General features: G+C 58.6%; 21 protein-coding genes and 1 riboswitch. Of the genes, 17 read left to right on the top strand and 4 right to left on the bottom strand.

From position 1 onward, the window contains the following. The first annotated feature begins 137 nt into the window (after positions 1–137). The 4 genes from AACQ95_RS06890 (at position 138) to AACQ95_RS06875 (ending at position 4,395) form a co-directional block, all read left to right on the top strand. The gene (locus AACQ95_RS06890) at positions 138–2,075 is read left to right on the top strand and encodes a putative bifunctional diguanylate cyclase/phosphodiesterase (protein WP_043136650.1); all 1,938 of its coding nucleotides are present in this window, start codon (positions 138–140) and stop codon (positions 2,073–2,075) included. A 93-nt stretch (positions 2,076–2,168) separates the two neighbouring features. After that, entirely contained in the window at positions 2,169–2,894 is a 726-nt protein-coding gene (gene nfsA / locus AACQ95_RS06885) for an oxygen-insensitive NADPH nitroreductase (RefSeq protein WP_043555340.1), read from the top strand. Between the two features lie 188 nt (positions 2,895–3,082). Then, entirely contained in the window at positions 3,083–3,847 is a 765-nt protein-coding gene (locus AACQ95_RS06880; protein ID WP_043136644.1) for a hypothetical protein, read from the top strand. Then, a complete protein-coding gene (locus AACQ95_RS06875; protein ID WP_241278158.1) occupies positions 3,841–4,395 on the top strand; it encodes a VOC family protein in 555 nt (184 codons plus the stop codon). Before AACQ95_RS06880 ends, AACQ95_RS06875 begins: the two co-directional genes overlap by 7 nt. A 60-nt stretch (positions 4,396–4,455) precedes the next feature. On the opposite strand, the gene AACQ95_RS06870 is transcribed toward AACQ95_RS06875, so the two are convergent. Beyond that, positions 4,456–5,676: an MFS transporter gene (locus AACQ95_RS06870; RefSeq protein ID WP_241278157.1), complete on the bottom strand. Its 1,221-nt coding sequence runs from the start codon at positions 5,674–5,676 to the stop codon at positions 4,456–4,458. Between the two features lie 93 nt (positions 5,677–5,769). Here AACQ95_RS06870 and AACQ95_RS06865 point away from each other — a divergent pair, with 93 nt between their 5' ends. Together AACQ95_RS06865 and cysB are read left to right on the top strand one after the other, a co-directional pair. Further along, on the top strand, positions 5,770–6,645 hold the full coding sequence (locus AACQ95_RS06865; protein WP_241278156.1) for a LysR family transcriptional regulator: 876 nt from the start codon (positions 5,770–5,772) through the stop codon (positions 6,643–6,645). 73 nt (positions 6,646–6,718) lie between these two features. Further along, a complete protein-coding gene (gene cysB / locus AACQ95_RS06860) occupies positions 6,719–7,693 on the top strand; it encodes an HTH-type transcriptional regulator CysB (RefSeq protein ID WP_043136635.1) in 975 nt (324 codons plus the stop codon). A 79-nt stretch (positions 7,694–7,772) separates the two neighbouring features. Here cysB and ribA read toward each other — a convergent pair whose 3' ends face one another. After that, entirely contained in the window at positions 7,773–8,366 is a 594-nt protein-coding gene (ribA, locus tag AACQ95_RS06855) for a GTP cyclohydrolase II (protein ID WP_043555348.1), read from the bottom strand. Between the two features lie 248 nt (positions 8,367–8,614). Here ribA and cmk point away from each other — a divergent pair, with 248 nt between their 5' ends. From cmk to pyrF, 6 genes are all read left to right on the top strand, one after another. After that, positions 8,615–9,307 carry a (d)CMP kinase gene (gene cmk / locus AACQ95_RS06850; protein WP_241278155.1) on the top strand — a complete coding sequence of 231 codons (693 nt, stop codon included), beginning with the start codon at positions 8,615–8,617 and terminating at the stop codon, positions 9,305–9,307. A gap of 94 nt (positions 9,308–9,401) precedes the next feature. Next, positions 9,402–11,072 carry a 30S ribosomal protein S1 gene (rpsA, locus tag AACQ95_RS06845; RefSeq protein ID WP_042034339.1) on the top strand — a complete coding sequence of 557 codons (1,671 nt, stop codon included), beginning with the start codon at positions 9,402–9,404 and terminating at the stop codon, positions 11,070–11,072. A gap of 92 nt (positions 11,073–11,164) precedes the next feature. After that, positions 11,165–11,449, top strand: coding sequence for an integration host factor subunit beta (gene ihfB, locus AACQ95_RS06840; protein ID WP_005299934.1), 285 nt, complete (start codon positions 11,165–11,167; stop codon positions 11,447–11,449). Positions 11,450–11,605: 156 nt separating this feature from the next. After that, positions 11,606–11,890 (top strand): LapA family protein, encoded by a 285-nt coding sequence (locus AACQ95_RS06835; RefSeq protein WP_103472943.1) that lies wholly within the window; start codon positions 11,606–11,608, stop codon positions 11,888–11,890. Between the two features lie 9 nt (positions 11,891–11,899). Continuing rightward, positions 11,900–13,066 (top strand): lipopolysaccharide assembly protein LapB, encoded by a 1,167-nt coding sequence (gene lapB, locus AACQ95_RS06830; RefSeq protein WP_043555350.1) that lies wholly within the window; start codon positions 11,900–11,902, stop codon positions 13,064–13,066. Positions 13,067–13,190: 124 nt separating this feature from the next. Further along, positions 13,191–13,892 (top strand): orotidine-5'-phosphate decarboxylase, encoded by a 702-nt coding sequence (pyrF, locus tag AACQ95_RS06825; RefSeq protein WP_241278154.1) that lies wholly within the window; start codon positions 13,191–13,193, stop codon positions 13,890–13,892. 63 nt (positions 13,893–13,955) lie between these two features. Here pyrF and rrtA read toward each other — a convergent pair whose 3' ends face one another. Continuing rightward, positions 13,956–14,534, bottom strand: coding sequence for a rhombosortase (gene rrtA / locus AACQ95_RS06820; RefSeq protein WP_241278153.1), 579 nt, complete (start codon positions 14,532–14,534; stop codon positions 13,956–13,958). On the opposite strand from rrtA, the gene AACQ95_RS06815 reads away from it, so the two are divergent. The 5 genes from AACQ95_RS06815 to AACQ95_RS06795 all read left to right on the top strand — a co-directional run bounded on the left by AACQ95_RS06815 (position 14,464) and on the right by AACQ95_RS06795 (position 17,408). Beyond that, entirely contained in the window at positions 14,464–15,153 is a 690-nt protein-coding gene (locus tag AACQ95_RS06815; protein WP_241278152.1) for a tRNA-uridine aminocarboxypropyltransferase, read from the top strand. The two genes, rrtA and AACQ95_RS06815, sit on opposite strands and share 71 nt — an antisense overlap. Before the next feature lie 22 nt (positions 15,154–15,175). Beyond that, the gene (gene queC, locus AACQ95_RS06810) at positions 15,176–15,883 is read left to right on the top strand and encodes a 7-cyano-7-deazaguanine synthase QueC (protein WP_241278151.1); all 708 of its coding nucleotides are present in this window, start codon (positions 15,176–15,178) and stop codon (positions 15,881–15,883) included. A 61-nt stretch (positions 15,884–15,944) separates the two neighbouring features. Next, entirely contained in the window at positions 15,945–16,616 is a 672-nt protein-coding gene (gene queE / locus AACQ95_RS06805; protein WP_241278150.1) for a 7-carboxy-7-deazaguanine synthase QueE, read from the top strand. A gap of 1 nt (position 16,617) precedes the next feature. Continuing rightward, positions 16,618–16,848 carry a DUF3820 family protein gene (locus tag AACQ95_RS06800; RefSeq protein ID WP_098984327.1) on the top strand — a complete coding sequence of 77 codons (231 nt, stop codon included), beginning with the start codon at positions 16,618–16,620 and terminating at the stop codon, positions 16,846–16,848. Continuing rightward, the gene (locus tag AACQ95_RS06795; RefSeq protein WP_241278149.1) at positions 16,845–17,408 is read left to right on the top strand and encodes a cob(I)yrinic acid a,c-diamide adenosyltransferase; all 564 of its coding nucleotides are present in this window, start codon (positions 16,845–16,847) and stop codon (positions 17,406–17,408) included. The genes AACQ95_RS06800 and AACQ95_RS06795 overlap by 4 nt, the downstream gene beginning before the upstream one ends. A 66-nt stretch (positions 17,409–17,474) precedes the next feature. Here the strand turns inward: AACQ95_RS06795 and AACQ95_RS06790 are convergent, their stop codons facing one another. Then, positions 17,475–17,879 (bottom strand): H-NS family histone-like protein, encoded by a 405-nt coding sequence (locus AACQ95_RS06790; protein WP_042871358.1) that lies wholly within the window; start codon positions 17,877–17,879, stop codon positions 17,475–17,477. A 322-nt stretch (positions 17,880–18,201) separates the two neighbouring features. Then, positions 18,202–18,373, top strand: a riboswitch (Lysine riboswitch). Positions 18,374–18,382 lie beyond the last annotated feature (9 nt).

Below are 18,382 nucleotides of genomic sequence, written 5' to 3'. Positions count from 1 at the left end.
CAGATTATGGGCTGGATCCGATTTTGTACCAGCACCGGGCGTCCCGATAGGGCGTCTTGTTGCAGGGTTTCCCTGTGATCACACATCATGAATCACCATATTAGATGAATACGCTAGACGAACGGTTATTGAACGGGATGGATGTGCTGCATACCCCGATCTGGGTTTATGACATCCGCCACCATCATATCTACTGGGCCAACCGCACCGCATTGGGGGTGTGGGAAGCCAGCTCGCTTGCCGAACTGCAATCGCGCGACTTCTCGGCCGACATGGCCGATGCCATCGACTTGTTGCTGCAACGCTATCTCGGTGATTTTCAGCAGGGGCGCAGCTACAGCGAGTGGTGGACTCTCTCGCCCAAGGGCGTCAAGAAGCAGATCTACCTGCGGCTGTCCGGCATTCAGCTGGCTGGCCGCCTGATGATGATGACGGAGGCGGTGATCGATGCCGATACCCTCTATCAGGAGTCCTCCCTCGCCACTGGCGACACCCTGGCCTGCCTGTTTGACAATCAGGGGCGGCTGGAGAGTGGCAACCACCATTTCGACATGTGTTTCGGTGGCCAGGTCAGCCAGCTCTCCCAGGTGTTTTCCGGCAACGACGAAGCCTTCTACCAGAAGCTCTCCCGACTCGACGAAGTGGTGGCCGAGGGGGAGTGCCGGACGCTCAAGGGGATGCGCTGGTTCCAGTACCAGTTCCGTCATATCCAGCAGGGGGCGCAGATCCTGCTCACCATGCGCGACATCACGGACCGCAAGCTGGAGGAGCTGGAACACCGCCATCTAGCCTGGCACGACTCGCTGACCGGGTTGCTCAACCGCTACGGCCTGATGAAATCCCTCGAGGCATATTGCGGTCTGGGTGGGCGTTTCGCGCTGGTGTTCATGGATCTGGACAACTTCAAGCTGGTCAACGACAACTATGGCCACAAGGCCGGGGATCGGCTGCTGGAGCGGGTGGCCGGTCGGCTCAAGCAGGTTTGTCCGCGAGATGTGGAGCTGGCGCGCCTCGGCGGAGACGAGTTCACCGCCCTGGTGCCGCTGACGCACTCCAGCGATCGGGCGCAGGAAGTGGCCGATCTCATGCTCTCCCAGATGACCAAGCCGCTGCAGTTGAGCGGGGTGCCCGAGGTGACCATAGGCGGCAGCATAGGTATCGCCATCTACCCGGACGATGCGGATGACGGCGACAACCTGATCACCCGCGCCGACATGGCCATGTATCAGGCAAAGCAGATGGGGCGCCTACGCTGGCAGCGTTTCACCCCCAGCATGCAGCAGACCCTGCACCGCAAGCTGACCCTGAAGCAGTTTCTGGCCAAGGCCATAGGTCGGCAGGAACTGAGTCTCTGCTACCAGCCCCAGGTGGATGTGGCAAAGGGCAAGTTGCTCGGTTACGAGGCCCTGCTGCGCTGGCACAACCCTGTGCTCGGCCATGTCTCGCCGGTGGAGTTCATTCCGCTGGCCGAGGAGATGGGGCTGATCCGGGAGATCGGCAGCTGGGTGCTCTCGACGGCCTTGGCCCAGATGGCCCATTGGCAGCAGCAGTGGCGGGTGCGGGTGCCGGTTTCGGTCAATCTGTCCGGGTTTCAGCTCTCCTCCTCCTTGCCGGAGCTGGTGGCCCAGCAGCTCAAGGCGTATGGCGTGGATGCCAGCCTGCTGACTCTGGAGCTGACCGAGACAGTCCTTATGCTGGACATGAAAGGCTGCATCGAGATCCTCGATGCCCTGAGCGAGCAGGGGATCAAGATCGCCATCGACGATTTTGGTACCGGCTATTCGTCGCTGGCCTACCTGAACCGACTGCCGATCGACACCATCAAGCTGGATCGCTCGTTCGTGGTGGGGCTGAACCTGCCGGTGATCCGCGCCACCGTCGCCATGGCGACCAGCCTGGGGCTTGGCATCATGGCCGAAGGGGTGGAGGATGAGCATGAGCTCGCCGCGCTGCGTGCCCAGGGTTGTCACGTGTTCCAGGGCTTTTTGTTCAGCAAGCCGATGACGGTGGAGCAGGTGGAGGCCAGCGCTTTTCTGGTGTGCTGCAAGGCGGGCGACTATCCGCTGGCAGGATAGGGCCAAGGAAGTGCATCCGTCATCGTCAGCTACGAGGGGCCTTGGGCCCCTCCGTTTTTTTGGGTAGAGTGTGGGCTTCTTCCTGGAGGCATCATGAACCCGACCATAGACCTTATTCTCGCCCATAGATCCATTCGTCAATTTACCCCGGAGCCCATCACGGCGAGCCAGCTCGACCAGATCCTGAGTGCGGCCCAGTCTGCCTCCAGCTCCAGTTTCCTGCAGGCGAACAGCATCATACGGGTGACCGACATGGCCCTGCGTGCCCGGCTCGCCGAGCTGGCGGGGCATCAGGCCTATGTGGCCGAGGCGGCCGAGTTTCTGATGTTCTGCGCCGATTATCATCGCCACGGCCAAATCGTGCCGGATGCCCAGACAGGTTTTGTCGAGCAGTTGCTGATCGGGGCCATCGATGGCGCCCTGATGGCCCAGAATGCCCTGCTGGCCGCCCAATCGCTGGGATTGGGTGGCGTCTACATAGGCGGTATTCGCAACAATCCGGTCGCCGTGAGCGAGGCGCTGGGGCTGCCTCATCAGGTGATCCCCCTGTTTGGGCTCTGTCTGGGCCATCCGGCGCAGGCCCCCGAGCAGAAACCCCGCTTGCCCCGGGCGCTGGTGGTGCACGAAAACCACTACCAGGCCGAGCTGGACCGCCCCTTGCTGGCGCAATACGATCAGCAGATCGAGGCCTACTATCAGGCTCGCAGCAGCAATAACAAGCAGCAGACCTGGAGCAGCCAGATCCGGGGCATCCTCGGCAAGGAGGCGCGCCCCTTCATGCAGGAATTCCTGCAATCGAAAGGGTTCAACCTCAAGTAATGGGCCCGATGGGCGATACTATGAGGTAATGGCAGTGTTGCCATCGCTGCGTGATCCTGATCTCCGCTGCCAATTTGTGGCTCCAAAGCGCAATAAATCGTGGGTAAGCGCGGCGGTGCGGACTACCTTAAGTGGGTAAGCTGTTGTAGGATCACGCAATTGGATTGGGACAGGAGTTTGAACATCCTATGATTTTAACCTTGGTATTGCTGTCTATTGGCGCACTCCTGTTTCTGGTGATCGCCTATAACGTGATGCAGCAATATAAGCAGAAGGCAGAGGCCGACAAGCGCCATGCCATCGCTCGTCATAAGGCAGTGGCGGATGAAACCGAAGAGGTGCTGCTGAATGTCAACTTGGTGCCCTTCTCCAAGAACATAGTGCTGTTGCTGCAACACCGTATTCTGGATGCGTACCGGGCGATCGCTCTGGTGATGCCCAATGGCCAGATCAAGCAGCGCATCGCTGATGTGCAGACCCAGATCAAGAATGTGCAGGAGAATTACAGCAGCCAGGATGAGGGGCACTTCAAGACGCCCGAATCCGACCGTCAGGCCATTCAGATGCTGCAACTGGTCAAGAAGATGCGGGCCGTGCTGCGGGTCGAGCACAACAAGGGCAAGATAGATCCCCACGGTTTTGCCCAGGAGGAGCGTCGGCTCGAGCTGATGCAGCTCAAGATCAACATCTCCAATCTGGTCAAGCGGGCCATGGATGCCCAGATCCAGGGGCAATACGGTACCTGTCGTCAGCTCTATACCAAGGGACTCTCCGCATTGGCCGGGGTGTCTGACAAGGATCCCTATCTGATGGCCCGTGAAGAAGACATGCGCCAGGGGCTGGCCGGACTGGATGCCCACCTGCAGCAGCACAGCGAGAAGGAGCTGCAGAACATCAAGGATAAAGAGGCGGACGAGCTGGACGTCCTGTTCCAACCCAAGAAGAAATGGTGATCATGTCCCACCCACTCGATACCACACTGGGGCCCATGGCCCCATTTGTTTGCCAGCTGCTGGCTGAACTGGCGCAACGGGCCGTCCATGTCGATGCCATCGACGTTGACCACCTCTGTTACCGTGCGGCCACGCTGGTCGAATATCAGGCCCTGCAACAGACCCTGGTGGCGCACGGTGCCCTGCTGGTGGAAGGCATGATAGGGGGGCGTCCCATTGCCACCTACCAGCTGCATCATCCCGTGTGCTGTGGCGACGTCAGCGTGCCCTGCATCGAACTGGCGGCGCCCAAACCGGGTCGCAGCCATCAGGCGGGGCTGGAGCACATAGAGCTGGTGGTGCCGTCACTACCGGCGCTGGTGGCCGCGCATCCCGATGTGCCGTTCAAGACTGGCAACATGGATGATCTCTGCAACCCTGACGTGGGCTTGATGCTGACATCGGGCCAGATCAAGTTTCACCTGCGCTCTTTGGCCGAGGTGATCGAGGAAGAGCTGCACACTGGCGCCGTGGTGCCTGTGCCCGCCGATTATTACGACAACCTCTGATTGATGCGAGCGCGGGCACGGGTGCCCCTTGATGATGATGCTGTGTAGGCGTGGGGGCCGCTACCCGTGACTACGATGGCGTAAGGAGAGGGGGCGGGTGTTACGCCCCTTCAAGTGACCGAGCCAGAGGCTCAAGCCCGCGGTGATCACCAGCACCAGCTCGATGCCGAGCACCAATCCCCCCAAGCCACCCTGCTCCCAGAAGGGGTGCAGGTAGAGGCCTCCCAGACTGGCCCCCAAATAATACCCCACCAGATAGAGTGACGAGGCGAGCGCCCGGTTGTGTTCCACGTGCTGACCGACCCAGGCACTGGCACAGGCGTGGGCGAGAAAGAACCCGAAGCTCGAGATGAGCAGCCCCGTCAATATGGCCGCTAGTGAGCCATACAACAGCAGCGCACTGCCCAGCGCCATCAGCGAGATCCCCGCCAGCAGCAGGCGCTGTGCCCCCCAGCGGTGGGCGCAGCGACCACTCAGGGAGGAGGCGACCGTACCCGACAGATAGGTCAGGAACAGCATGCCGAGCCACTGGGTGGGCAGGGAGAAAGGGGCCTTGGCCAGCAGGAAGGTGAGGTAGCTGTACTGGTTCAAAAACACCATGAAGTTGAGTCCACCGATGAGATAGGCACCGACCAGCAGCGGGTTGCCGAGGTGGCTGCTGATGGCCTGCCGGAACTGGCCCGGCTCGGCGATGACGGGCACGAAACGGGTCTGGGCCGGCAGCAGCCAGATGACGAGTGGCAGCAGGGCAAGGCTTATCAGGCCTATGCCGAGAAAGGTGTGCTGCCAGTCGCCAAACCAGCCAGCCAGCAAGCCGCCGACCACCCGGCCTGCGATCCCGCCTAGCGAGTTGGCGGCGATGTAGACTCCGACGGCGGAGAGCAGGGCGCGCTTGCTGAACTCTTCTCCCATGTAGGCGATGGCGGTGGCGGGCAGCCCGGCCAGCAACACCCCTTGCAGTATCCTCAGCAGCAACAGCGATTCAAATTGGTTCACCAGGCCGATGAGCAGGGAGAGCAGTATGGCGCCGGCCAGGCTCCACAGCATGATCCGTCGCCGACCGAACCTGTCCGCGAGGCGGGCGCAGAGCAGCAGCGAGGCGGCCAGACCTGCGGTGCAGCCAGCCAGTGTCCAGCCTGCCGCCAGCGAGCTGACGGAGAAGACATCCGCCAGCAGTGGCAGCAGGGGGTGGGTCTGGTAGAGATTGAGAAACACCAGGAAGGAACCCAGGCTCAGGGCCAGGGTGGCGCGTATCCATTCGCGGCTGCCTACTTCGATCATATGCGGTTGTCCTGACGGCTTTTGTGCAGAGTAGTGCGCCGCAGTGCATAAATATAATATATTTAAGTTATCCAACTAATAAGATTAATTGATATGGATTTGAAACAGCTCACCTATTTGCTGGCGGTGCGGGATGCCGGTTCCTTCACTAAAGCGGCCAATGGCCTCCATATTGCCCAGCCCGCCATCAGCATGGCCATCGCCAAGCTGGAGCAGCAGCTCGAGTTGCGGCTGTTTGACCGGCAGGATCGCACAGTGCGGCTCACCCCGGAGGGGGAGGTACTCTGCCGTCATGCCGAGCGACTGTTGTTACAGATGCACCAGGCGGAAGCCGAGATGGCCGAACTGAAAGGGCTGGAGCGTGGCGAGGTGCGTATCGGCATTCCCTACATGATGGGCTCTTACTATTTTCCACCGATCCTGATGGCCTTCAAGCATCGCTATCCCGGCCTCAAGATCCGGGTGGAGGAGGCGGGCTCGCGTGAGCTGCTGAGCCGCATGATGGATGGCACCCTGGATCTCGCCATCCTGATCACCAGCGATCTGCCCCCAGCGCTGGAAGGGGCCCAACTGCTGCGTGAAGAGATGTTGATGGTGGTGGGGGAGGAGCACCCGCTACGGCAGGCCCCGGCCGTCTCCCTGACCCAGTTTTTCGGCCAGGAGCTGGCCATGTTCCGGCGCGGTTTCTACCACCGCGAGCACATGGAAGCATTGGCGCAGGGCTTGGGCTGTGAGCCCAATATCGCCTTCGAGAGCAACCTCATCCCGCTGCTCAAGGCGGTGGTAAAGCAGGGGTTTGCGGTGACCACCTTCCTGCGGATGGTGCTGGACGAGGAGACTGCCTTGACCGGCGTGCCGTTTGCTCCGCCCATTTTCCTCGATCTCTGCGTGGCGTGGCGACGGGGGGATCCGCTCTCCATGGCGAACCGTGCCTTGCGGGATTTTTTGCTGGCGCAGGCCCGGCCATAAATGGCCAAGAAGGAAAGGCTATCAGGCAAAAGTTTGTTAGTATTAGTTCAAGTCGCCTTTAGAGCCTAACACCATGAAACTCCAACAGTTGCGTTATATCGTTGAGGTTGCCAACCACAGATTGAACGTGTCGGCAACGGCAGAGAGCCTCTACACCTCTCAGCCAGGGATCAGCAAGCAGGTGCGCATGCTGGAAGATGAGCTGGGGATCCAGATTTTCGAGCGCAGTGGCAAGCATCTGACCCAGATCACACCGGCTGGACGGGATGTGATCAAGATAGCCAACGAGATCCTGGGCAAGGTGGAGAGCATCAAGGCGGTGGCGAGCCAGCATACTCATCCCGAGCAGGGCACGCTGCATATCGCGACCACCCATACCCAGGCCCGCTATGCGTTGCCCGATGTGATCAAGGGGTTCATCAAGCGCTTTCCCAAGGTCTCCCTGCACATGCATCAGGGCACCCCGACCCAGATCAGCGAAGCCGTGGTCAAGGGCCAGGCCGACTTTGCCATTGCCACCGAGGCGCTGCACCTGTACGAAGATCTCATCATGCTGCCTTGCTACCACTGGAATCGCAGCGTGATCGTGCCCAAGGGCCACCCGCTGACCCAGGTTGGCAAGCTCTCCATTGCCGATATTGCCCGCTTCCCGCTGGTGACCTATGTGTTCGGCTTCACCGGCCGCTCCGAGCTGGATACCGCCTTCAACCGGGCCGGGTTCGAACCCAACATCGTCTTCACCGCCACCGATGCCGACGTGATCAAGACCTATGTGCGATTGGGGGTGGGGATCGGCGTGATGGCGACCATGGCGCTGGATCCCCAGGTCGATACCGATCTGGTGGCGCTCGATGCCAGCCACCTGTTCGCCCACAGCACCACCAAGATAGGATTTCGCAAGGGCTCCTTCCTGCGCACCTACATGTATGACTTCATGACCCGTTTCGCCCCGCACCTGACCCGGGATGTGGTGGAGCGCGCCATTGCGCTGCGCTCCAGTGACGATGTGGATGCCATGTTCGCCGATATCGAGCTGCCCATCCGCTAGCGCGGCCAGTCTGAGTGTCTGCCAACAAAAACGCCTCCCGATGGGAGGCGTTTTTCATGCCGGCGTGGACGAGTCGGGATCACTTCTTGAACAGGTGATCCAGCTTGCTCGCCTTGGTCGAGAGATAAAACTCGTTGTGGGGATTGCGCCCTTCCTGCAGGGGAACCCGCTCCGCCACCGGAATGCCAAAGCTCTCCATTGCCTTCATCTTGCGCGGGTTGTTGGTCATCAAACGCAAACTGGTGACGTGCAACGCCTTGAGCATGTCGGCGCAGATGGTGTAGTCGCGCATGTCGGCGGCAAAGCCCAGCGCCACATTGGCCTCAACGGTATCGGCGCCCTGATCCTGCAGGTGGTAGGCCCGGATCTTGTTGAGCAGGCCTATGCCGCGCCCTTCCTGGCGCACGTACAGCAAGACGCCACGACCGGCCTTGGCGATGTTCTCCATGGCGGCCTGCAATTGAAAACCGCAGTCGCAGCGCAGGCTGAACAGGGCGTCTCCGGTCAGGCACTCAGAGTGAATGCGGCCCAGCACAGGCTCATCACCCGTGACATCGCCCATCACCAGCGCAGCATGATCCTTGCCGGTACCGGTTTCCTGAAAGCCTACCAGCGTGAAGGTGCCCCAGGGGGTCGGCAACTTGGATTTGGCCACGAGGGTAACGCTGCTCATAGGTTGCTCCTTACTACAGCTGCTTAAAAAGGGCGGCCAGTTTAGCGCGCCTTGTCCAGAACAACCATAAGAACAAAACCTTGCACTGTTTAATGACTTGAGTCGCTGTACGCAAACCACGCGATCGCGACGGCTTCTGCGCAAATGTGCGCCCTGACGACTGCCAGGCTCGGCACATTTGGGTATAATCGGCGCCCATTACCCCATCCCTTCCGGGATGTGTGCAACAAGTGTGCAGGAGAGAAGTTATGCCTCAGATGGCCCCCGTGATGACAATCGATGGCCCGAGTGGTGCCGGTAAAGGCACCCTGTGCCAGTTGCTGGCTGAGAAACTGGGTTGGCACCTGCTCGATTCCGGCGCCATCTACCGGGTGTTGGCCCTGGCTGCCTTGCATCACGATGTAGAGCTCGATTCTGAAGCCGCATTGGTCCCACTGGCTGCCAACCTGGATGTGCAATTCCAGGTGGACAGCGAGCAGGTCAAGGTGGTACTGGAAGGGGAGGATGTCTCCCGTACCATACGTACCGAAGAGGTGGGCAATGCCGCGAGCAAAATCGCCGCCTTCCCGCGGGTACGCGAAGCCCTGCTGCGCCGCCAGCGTGCATTTCGTCAGGCACCGGGTCTGATCGCCGATGGACGTGACATGGGAACCGTGGTTTTCCAGGAGGCCGAGGTGAAGATTTTCCTCGACGCCAGTGCGGAAGAACGCGCCCAGCGCCGCTATAAGCAGTTGCAAGATAAGGGCTTTGATGTTAACTTTGAGCGTCTTTTAACCGAGATTCGGGAACGTGACGATCGCGACAGAAATCGCGCCGTAGCGCCCCTTAAACCGGCAGAAGATGCTCTCGTGGTGGATTCTACCGCCATGAGCATAGATGAAGTGCTGGCAACGGTACTCGCCTATGCAGAGCAACAACTTGGTGATGCCAGCGCAAGCTGACATCCGGTCGTCTGCACCAAGGATGGCGCAGATTATTTAAAACAGCCCCGCTTGTGCCGGATTGCAAGTGGATGTTTCATTTGTGACATAAACAATGATCGAATCTTTTGCTCAACTCTTTGAAGAGTCCCTGAACTCCGTTGAAACCCGTCAAGGTTCCATCGTCAAGGGTACTGTCGTTGCTATCGAGAACGGTTTCGTACTGGTTGACGCCGGTCTGAAATCTGAGTCCGCCATCCCGGCTGAAGAATTCAAGAACGCCCTGGGCGAGCTGGAAATCAGTGTGGGTGACACTGTTGACGTAGCTCTGGACTCTATCGAAGATGGTTTCGGCGAAACCAAGCTGTCCCGTGAAAAAGCCAAGCGCCACGAAGCCTGGCTGCAGCTTGAAAAAGCTTACGAAGAGCAAGCTACCGTTATCGGTATCATCAACGGCAAGGTCAAGGGTGGTTTCACCGTTGAACTGAATGGCATCCGTGCCTTCCTGCCGGGTTCTCTGGTTGACGTGCGTCCGATCCGTGACACCGCTCACCTGGAAAACAAAGAACTCGAGTTCAAAGTCATCAAGCTGGACCAGAAGCGCAACAACGTTGTTGTTTCCCGTCGTGCCGTGATCGAGACCGAGAACACCTCCGAGCGCGAGAGCCTGCTGGCTAACCTGCAAGAAGGTCAAGAAGTTAAGGGTATCGTCAAGAACCTGACCGACTACGGTGCATTCGTAGATCTGGGCGGTGTTGACGGCCTGCTGCACATCACCGACATGGCGTGGAAGCGCGTTAAGCATCCTTCCGAAATCGTCAACGTTGGCGACGAGATCGCAGTCAAGGTTCTGAAGTTCGACCGCGAGCGTACCCGTGTATCTCTGGGTCTGAAGCAGCTGGGCGAAGATCCCTGGGTTGCTATCGCCAAGCGTTACCCGGAGACCACCCGTCTGTCTGGCCGCGTGACCAACCTGACCGACTACGGCTGCTTCGTTGAAATCGAAGAAGGCGTTGAAGGCCTGGTACACGTATCCGAGATGGATTGGACCAACAAGAACATCCACCCGTCCAAAGTTGTTAACGTTGGCGATGTGGTTGACGTGATGGTTCTGGATATCGACGAAGAACGTCGTCGTATCTCCCTGGGTCTGAAGCAGTGCAAATCCAACCCGTGGCAGCTGTTTGCCGAAACTCACGCCAAGGGCGACCGTGTTTCCGGTAAAATCAAGTCTATCACTGACTTTGGTATCTTCATCGGTCTGGACGGCGGCATCGACGGCCTGGTTCACCTGTCTGACATCTCCTGGAACAACCAGGGCGAAGAAGCAGTTCGTGAATTCAAGAAAGGCGACGAGATCGAAGCCGTTGTTCTGCAAGTGGACCCGGAGCGTGAGCGCATCTCCCTGGGTGTCAAGCAGATCGAAGAAGACCCGTTCAATAAGTACCTGTCTGATAACAAGAAAGGTGCTATTGTGAAGGGTAAGGTTACCGAGGTTGATGCCAAGGGTGCCGTGATCGAACTGGCTGACGGCGTAGAAGGCTACCTGCGTGCCTCCGACGCTGCTCGTGACCGTGTTGAAGACGCGACTCTGGTACTGTCTGTTGGTGATGAAGTTGAAGCCAAGTTCATGGGCGTTGATCGTAAGAACCGCACCGTAAGCCTGTCTGTCCGTGCTAAGGACGAGGCTGACGAGCGTGTTGCTATCGATAGCCTGAACCAACAAGAAGAAGTTGTGTTCAGCAATGCTATGGCTGAAGCGTTCAAAGCTGCCAAGGGTGAATAATCCTTGATGCAAGAAAAGGGCGGCTTCACGCCGCCCTTTTTTATATTGGCGTAATGAATATTGCATGTGATCGGGGAAGGAGATTTAACGTTATGACCAAATCAGATCTCATCGAACAATTGGCTGCGAGCCGCATGCATATGCCGGCCAAAGATGTCGAAGCTGCCATCAAGGAGATCCTTGAGCAGATGGCATCGACTTTGCAAAACGGCGATCGGATTGAAATCCGTGGATTTGGAAGTTTTTCACTGCACTATCGTGCCCCCCGTGTGGGTCGTAATCCCAAGACCGGGGACAAGGTTGAACTGACCGGGAAATATGTCCCTCACTTCAAGCCTGGCAAAGAGTTGCGCGAGCGCGTGAACATTATTGAATAATGCAGAAAACGGCATACTTGGGTATGCCTTTTTTGTTTTTATGGCCGCTATTGTGCCAATCGTCCGGTTTCTCCAAGTCTTTTCCCATTCGCTCTAGAGTCTGCCCGTGATTTTAAGGATAATCAGCCTTTCATTAGATACTGACAGGGAGCTCCTATGAAGCGTATCTTGGCCCTCATTCCGCTGGTGCTGGTGTTTATTCTGACTCTGGCCATCGGTTCGCAAAATGGTCAGCTGGTGCAGTTCAACTATCTGGTTGCCCAAGGGGAGTTCTCGCTCTCCATGCTGCTGGGTTTCTTCTTTGGCGGTGGTTTCCTGCTCGGCTGGCTAGTATTCGGCCTGCTGTTTTTGCGCCTCAAGATGCAAAACCGCACCCTCAACCGCACCATGCGTCGTCAATCCCGCGAGTTGGAGCTGGCTCGGTCGGCAGTCAAGGAATAATGTCCCTCGATGCTTGAACTGCTTTTCCTGCTGTTGCCGATTGCCGCTGGTTATGGCTGGTACATGGGGCGCAGGAGTGTTCGCCAGGACACCCAGAAACAGAGTAACCAATTTTCCCGCCAGTACGTGGCGGGCCTCAACTATTTGCTGTCTGACGAGTCGGACAAGGCGGTGGATCTCTTCATCCAGCTGCTGGAAGTGGACAGCGAAACCATCGAAACCCACCTCTCCCTTGGCAACCTGTTTCGCCAGCGCGGCGAAGTCGACCGTGCTATCAAGATCCACCAGAACCTGGTGACCCGTGAGCTGACCCGTGAACAGCGCCAGCTCGCGCTGCAGGAGCTGGCGCGCGACTTCCTGGCCGCAGGCTTGCTGGACAGGGCCGAGGCGCTCTGGAACGAGCTGTGCGAGGACGGCGACTATGAGGAGACGGCGCTGGCCCAGTTGCTGATCATCCATCAGCAGTTGCGTGACTGGGACAAGGCCATCGAGGTCGCGGTGCGGTTGCAAAAATATCAGGGCAAGAAGCTGGCCGATCCCATCTCGCACTTCTATTGCGAGCAGGCAGACAGTGCCTTGCGCGATGGCGACAAGCCAGCTGGGCTTGCCAAGCTCAAGCGGGCACTGGGGGTCAATCCTGCCTGTGCCCGCGCCAGCCTGCGACTGGCCGAACTGGCGATGGAGGCGGGGGAGTATGAGCAGGCCGGCAAGGATCTGCTGCGGGTGTTCGAGCAGGACATCGATTTTGCCTCCGAAGCCATTCCCTGGCTCACCGAATGCTACCAGCGCCAGGGCCGCTCTCTCGAGCTCATTCCCCTGCTGGAGCAGGCGGTGGAGGATCACGCCGGCGTCAGCGTGACCCTGGCCTTGGCCAAACTGGTGGAGGAGCGTGATGGCCTGAGTCAGGCCCGCGCGCTGGTGCTGCGCCAGCTGCGCCGTCACCCCTCCATGAAGGGCTTCTACCAGTTGGTGGGCTTCCAGCTTGCCAGCGCGGAGGAGGGGCCCGCCAAGGAGAGCCTGGAGTTGCTGCAGCAACTGGTTGGCGAACAGATCAAGATCAAATCCACCCACAAGTGTCGGCAGTGTGGTTTTGCCACCCACTCGCTGTTCTGGCAGTGCCCATCCTGCCGTCAGTGGGGATCCATCAAGCCGATCCGCGGCCTGGACGGCGAGTAAGAGCCGGATCAATTGAAAGTGAGATACCGGGGCTGCAAGTGCCACCGCGGTGTCATCAGGTTGAACCTGGGCCTGGATGGTGAAGCTGCGCCCAGATGGTGAACAACAATCAATAGGAAGTGAGATGCTAGATCCCAAAGTACTGGTAGCGCTGGATTATCAGCACGAGGCCGATGCCTTCGCGTTCATTGAACGTATCTCTCCGGCCCAGTGCCGCCTCAAGGTGGGCAAGGAGATGTTTACCCTGTTTGGCCCCCAGTTTGTGCGTCAGCTGGTCGCCAAGGGATTCGATGTGTTTCTGGATCTGAAGTTTCACGACATTCCCAATACCGTGGCCAAGGCCGTGGCCGCCAGTGCCGAGCTGGGTGTCTGGATGGTCAACGTCCATGCCAGCGGTGGTGAACGCATGATGCGTGCCGCCAGAGAGGCCTTGCTGCCCTATGGCGACAAGGCGCCGCTGCTGATCGGGGTTACCGTGCTGACCAGCATGGAGCAATCCGACATGGCGCCCCTTGGCCTGGATGTGAGCCCGGCCGAGCAGGTGATCCGGCTGGCGACATTGACCAGGGCCGCAGGGCTGGATGGGGTGGTCTGCTCCGCCAATGAGGCGAGTGAGCTCAAGGCCCTGCTCGGCACCGACTTCAAGCTGGTGACCCCGGGCATTCGCCCCACCGGGTCTGCGGCCGGGGATCAACGCCGGGTGATGACGCCGCTGGCTGCGATGCAAGCCGGCGCCGACTATCTGGTCATAGGTCGTCCCATCACCCAGGCAGAGGATCCCGCCGCCATGTTGGCAGGCATCAATGCGGAGCTGGCCGGGCGTTAAGGTTTGAAGGCCGGGTGAGCCCCGGCCTGTCTTTTGGTCAAGGCAACCAGGCGCTGGGCGCCATCACTCCTTGATGGGCTGGTTGCCGAGACTGACCGGCAACAGGCCAAGCAGCAGGCCCGCCACCGAGCCAATCAGATGTGATTCGATGTGAACCCGGGCGCCAATCAGTACAGAAACCGGGCTCTCGCCCGCGCTGTAGAAGTCCACTCCAAGCTTGATGGCCACCCCCAGCAGCATCAGCCAGCCCGAATAGCGGCGATAGCGGATGTCCTGCAAGGCTCCCCATACGAACAGGCCGTGCAAGGCGCCCGACAGCCCCATGTACCACTGGGTCTGCGGGCATAACCACCAGATGCCGAGACCGACGGCACCCCCCAGCAACAGCAGCAATACCGGCAGGCGGCAACCCGTCAGGTATTCACGAAACAGGCTGTAGAGCACGCACAGGCCGCTCAGGTTGAGCAGCAGGTGCCATAAATTGGTGTGGGCCAGATTGCCTGTTATGATGCGCCACCCTTCGCCTTGGGCGATCAGGGGGCGATCGAAGGAGAGCAAATGATTCGGTACTGTGAAGAAAAGCAACAAGCTGGCGAGTGAAAGCGTGATGACCCAGAGCAATCCTGATTTTTCTGACAACATGAAACAGCCCAACGACAAGAACAGCCGATACTGTACACGTTGCACCAGAGCCCTCAAAGCCTGTCTGTGTGATTATATTCGGCAGGTGCCGCATCTCGCTCCCCTCCATATTTTGCAGCATCCGAGCGAAGCGGGGCACCCCAAGGGCACAGCCGCTCTGCTCGCCGCCTCTCTCACCCAGGCCAGCATTCATGTGGGGGAGGATTTTGCCGAGGCGCATTGGCTCAATGCCTTGCTGGCGGATCCCGAGGTGCACTGCTATCTGCTCTGGCCTGACGAGCATGCGCTGGCGCTGGATCAGGTACGCGATCAAGGGCATCAGGCAGGGGATCGCCGTCAGGTCTGCTTTTTGCTGCTCGATGGCACCTGGCGCAAGGCGTATCGCATCTTGCACAGCAATCCGGCGCTGCTAAGGTTGCCCAGGATCAAGCTCGGCGCCATACCGGGCCAGTACTCCATTCGCAAGAAGCCGTTTCCCGAGGCGTTGTCGACCCTGGAAGCGGGTTATCATCTGTTATCCCAGTGGGAGGGCGAGCCCGCGCGCTTCGCCCCGCTGATGAACCTCTTTACCCATTTAAACCGGCAGTGGCATGACTTTGCACAAGGTCGCCGTACTTGAACTGCCTGAAGGAGTGATAAACGTGAAAAAAGCCGTCGTAGTATTCAGTGGTGGGCAGGACAGCACCACCTGTCTGGTGCAGGCTCAGGCCCAGTATGACGAGGTGCACGCCATTACCTTTGACTATGGCCAGCGCCATCGGGAGGAGATAGAGACGGCTCGCCGACTGGCCGGCGCGCTTGGGATTGCGGCCCACAAGGTGATGGACGTGACCCTGCTCAATGAACTGGCGGTCTCGGCCCTGACCCGTGACGACATTCCGGTGAGCTGCGAGCTGCAGGACAATGGTCTGCCCAATACCTTCGTGCCGGGCCGCAACATACTGTTTCTGACCCTGGCCTCCATCTATGCCTACCAGGTGGGCGCCGAATCGGTGATCACCGGGGTGTGCGAGACCGATTTCTCCGGCTACCCGGATTGTCGCGACGAGTTCGTCAAGGCGCTCAATCAGGCGGTCTCCCTGGGGCTGGGTCGCGGCATCCGCTTCGATACCCCGCTGATGTGGCTCGACAAGGCCGAGACCTGGGCGCTGGCGGATCACTATGGTCACCTGGAGACGGTGCGCCAGCAGACGCTGACCTGCTACAACGGCATCGCCGGCGATGGTTGTGGCACCTGTCCTGCCTGCGAACTGCGTAGCCGGGGGCTGAATCTGTATCTGGCCGACAAGGCGGGCATCATGGCCCGGTTGTACGAGAAAACCGGGCTGGGCGAGAAAAGCGGACTGTGAGCCTGCGTCTTGCCTTCGCTTGGGGTATAATCCGCGACTTTTGCAACAAGCCGTGACCGAGATGTACTACCCAATCAACGAGATTTTCCAGACCATCCAGGGGGAGGGCATCTTCACCGGCCTGCCCGCCATCTTCGTTCGCCTGCAAGGCTGCCCCGTGGGCTGCCCCTGGTGCGATACCCGCCATACCTGGATTGTCGATCCCGCTCGTGAAGTGGGGGTTCAGGCGGTGCTCGACTGTTCCAATGAATCCGATGGTTGGAGCAAGATGAACACCGAGCAGATCCTGGCCAGTTTCCAGCAGCTCGGTTATCAGGCTCGTCATGTGGTGATCACCGGGGGAGAGCCTTGTCTGTATGACTTGCAGGCGCTCTCTTGTGCCTTGCTGGCAGCCGGCTATCAGGTGCAGATTGAAACCAGCGGTACCAGCGAGATCCAGACCCATGCCAATACCTGGGTCACAGTGTCGCCCAAGATTGGCATGAAGGGGGGCCTGCCCGTGCTGGTCTCGGCCCTCGAGCGTGCCAATGAGATCAAGCATCCGGTGGCGACCGAGCGCCATATCGAGGAGCTGGATGCCCTGCTGGCGACCGCCACCTTGCGTCCTGACGTGGTGATTGCGCTGCAACCCATCAGCCAGAAGCCCAGAGCCACCCAGCTGGCGATGGCCACCTGCATCGCCCGTAATTGGCGGCTCTCCATCCAGACCCATAAATATCTGGACATTGATTAATATGGAGTGGCTCTCTGACGAGCGGGTGTTGCTGACCCTGGCCCACAAGATGCCTTACGGCAAATATCGGGGGCGGCGCATCATAGATATTCCAGAGCCCTATCTGGTGTGGATGGCGCGCACCGGTTTTCCTGCTGGCGCGTTGGGCCAGACCCTGGCCCTTGCCTATGAGATCAAGCTCAACGGGCTCGAATCCATGATTGTTCCCATTATTAACAGGATGTCGGTATGAGAATATATACGAGGCAGGGTGATAAAGGCATGACCCGGCTGGCCGATGGTGTGCAATTGGCCAAGGACGATATGCGGGTGGAAACCTATGGCTATATCGATGAATTAAATTCTCATATAGGTCTACTCATTGCCGAGGTTCCTGCTGCTGAAACCGGCTTATTAGCCGACTTGTTATTATTGCAACAAGAGTTGTTCGATTTGGGCGGTGAACTGGCATTTTCCAGCGAGGGTCAGCAGGAGGCCATCTGGCAGGTGAATAATGCATGGACGTTGCGCCTGGAGCGGCAAATTGATGGCTACAGCGCCAATTTGCCCGTGCTGCGCAATTTCATTTTGCCCAGTGGTTCCCGGGCGGCGGCGCAAGCCCATGTGGTGCGCACCCTGACCCGTCGTTGTGAGCGCCTGCTGCTGAGTCTGAGCCGTGCGGAGCAGATCAATCCGGCCATACTGCCTTATATGAACCGGTTGAGTGACTGGTTCTTCACCATAGCCCGCTACCTGCTGGCCTGTACCGCGACGCCGGAAGTGCTCTGGGTCAAGGCGGCAGAACGGAGTTGATGAGCGGATATCAGGCAATAAAAAACCTCGCAGTGCGAGGTTTTTTATGGGAGGTCGTTTGCCTGATCAGATGGCAAATTCTTCGACGGATTTACCGTCGGCAACGGCCTTGGCAATCACGGACGGCATGCGACCCTGACCGGTCCAGGTTTTTTCAATGCCGTTATCCAGATAGCGATATTTGGCCGGGCGAGGGGCGCGCTTGCCTTTGGCAGCTTTGGCCGGTTCAGTGGCAACCGTGCCCACCAGTTCGGCCGGATCAATGCCGGCGGCTTTCAGCATTTCAGCATATTCGTTAATCTTGCGCTGATGCTCTTCACGGGCCTGACGATCGGCGGATTCATCTTGCTGACGTTCGGCAACAATAGCAGAGAGCTTTTCCAGCCCCTCTTCCAATTGCTCCAGGGTCAGCTCACGGCAAGCTGCGCGCAAGCTACGGATATTCAGCAGTACTTTCAAAAATTCGTTCATAGTGTCCACCACGCGAGCAAAGGAGTGAATTAAATAAAAAAGAGTAATTTTGGGTAATTTATACGGCAGCTTGCTATTAAGTCAAGATAAGCGAATTAATAAATTCAGAGTGCAAATTAAGTGAACTATTTTGAATTCAGGCTGGATTCAGCAATATTGGCCGTCATCATACTCGACTGAGTTCTGGATAGATGAAAATAGCGACAAAACCAATATATTTGCACCATTTGACTACCACTTTGCCATTTTAAAACGCCCCATGTGGGGATTTAATCAAAAAACTTGCTATAACGTGCCGGCACGATAAAATGTGCCTCGAATACCTTTAAGTAGAGGCGCGCTGCCTATGACTACTTGTGCGGAGGGTGATGCCTGTGATGCATGAGGAAAGGAGTCAGCGCCGAAGTGGCCAGGCCATCATACCGGGCTGCTGGTTCTGCATCGAACAGGTGCAGGACTGCCATAGTCATCCACTATGGAGCGCTACCTGAAGGGGCTGAGGA

It is taken from the genome of Aeromonas sp. MR19 (assembly GCF_963899305.1).
Lineage (GTDB): Bacteria > Pseudomonadota > Gammaproteobacteria > Enterobacterales > Aeromonadaceae > Aeromonas > Aeromonas bestiarum.
This window is presented reverse-complemented; position numbering and strand designations above follow the sequence as displayed.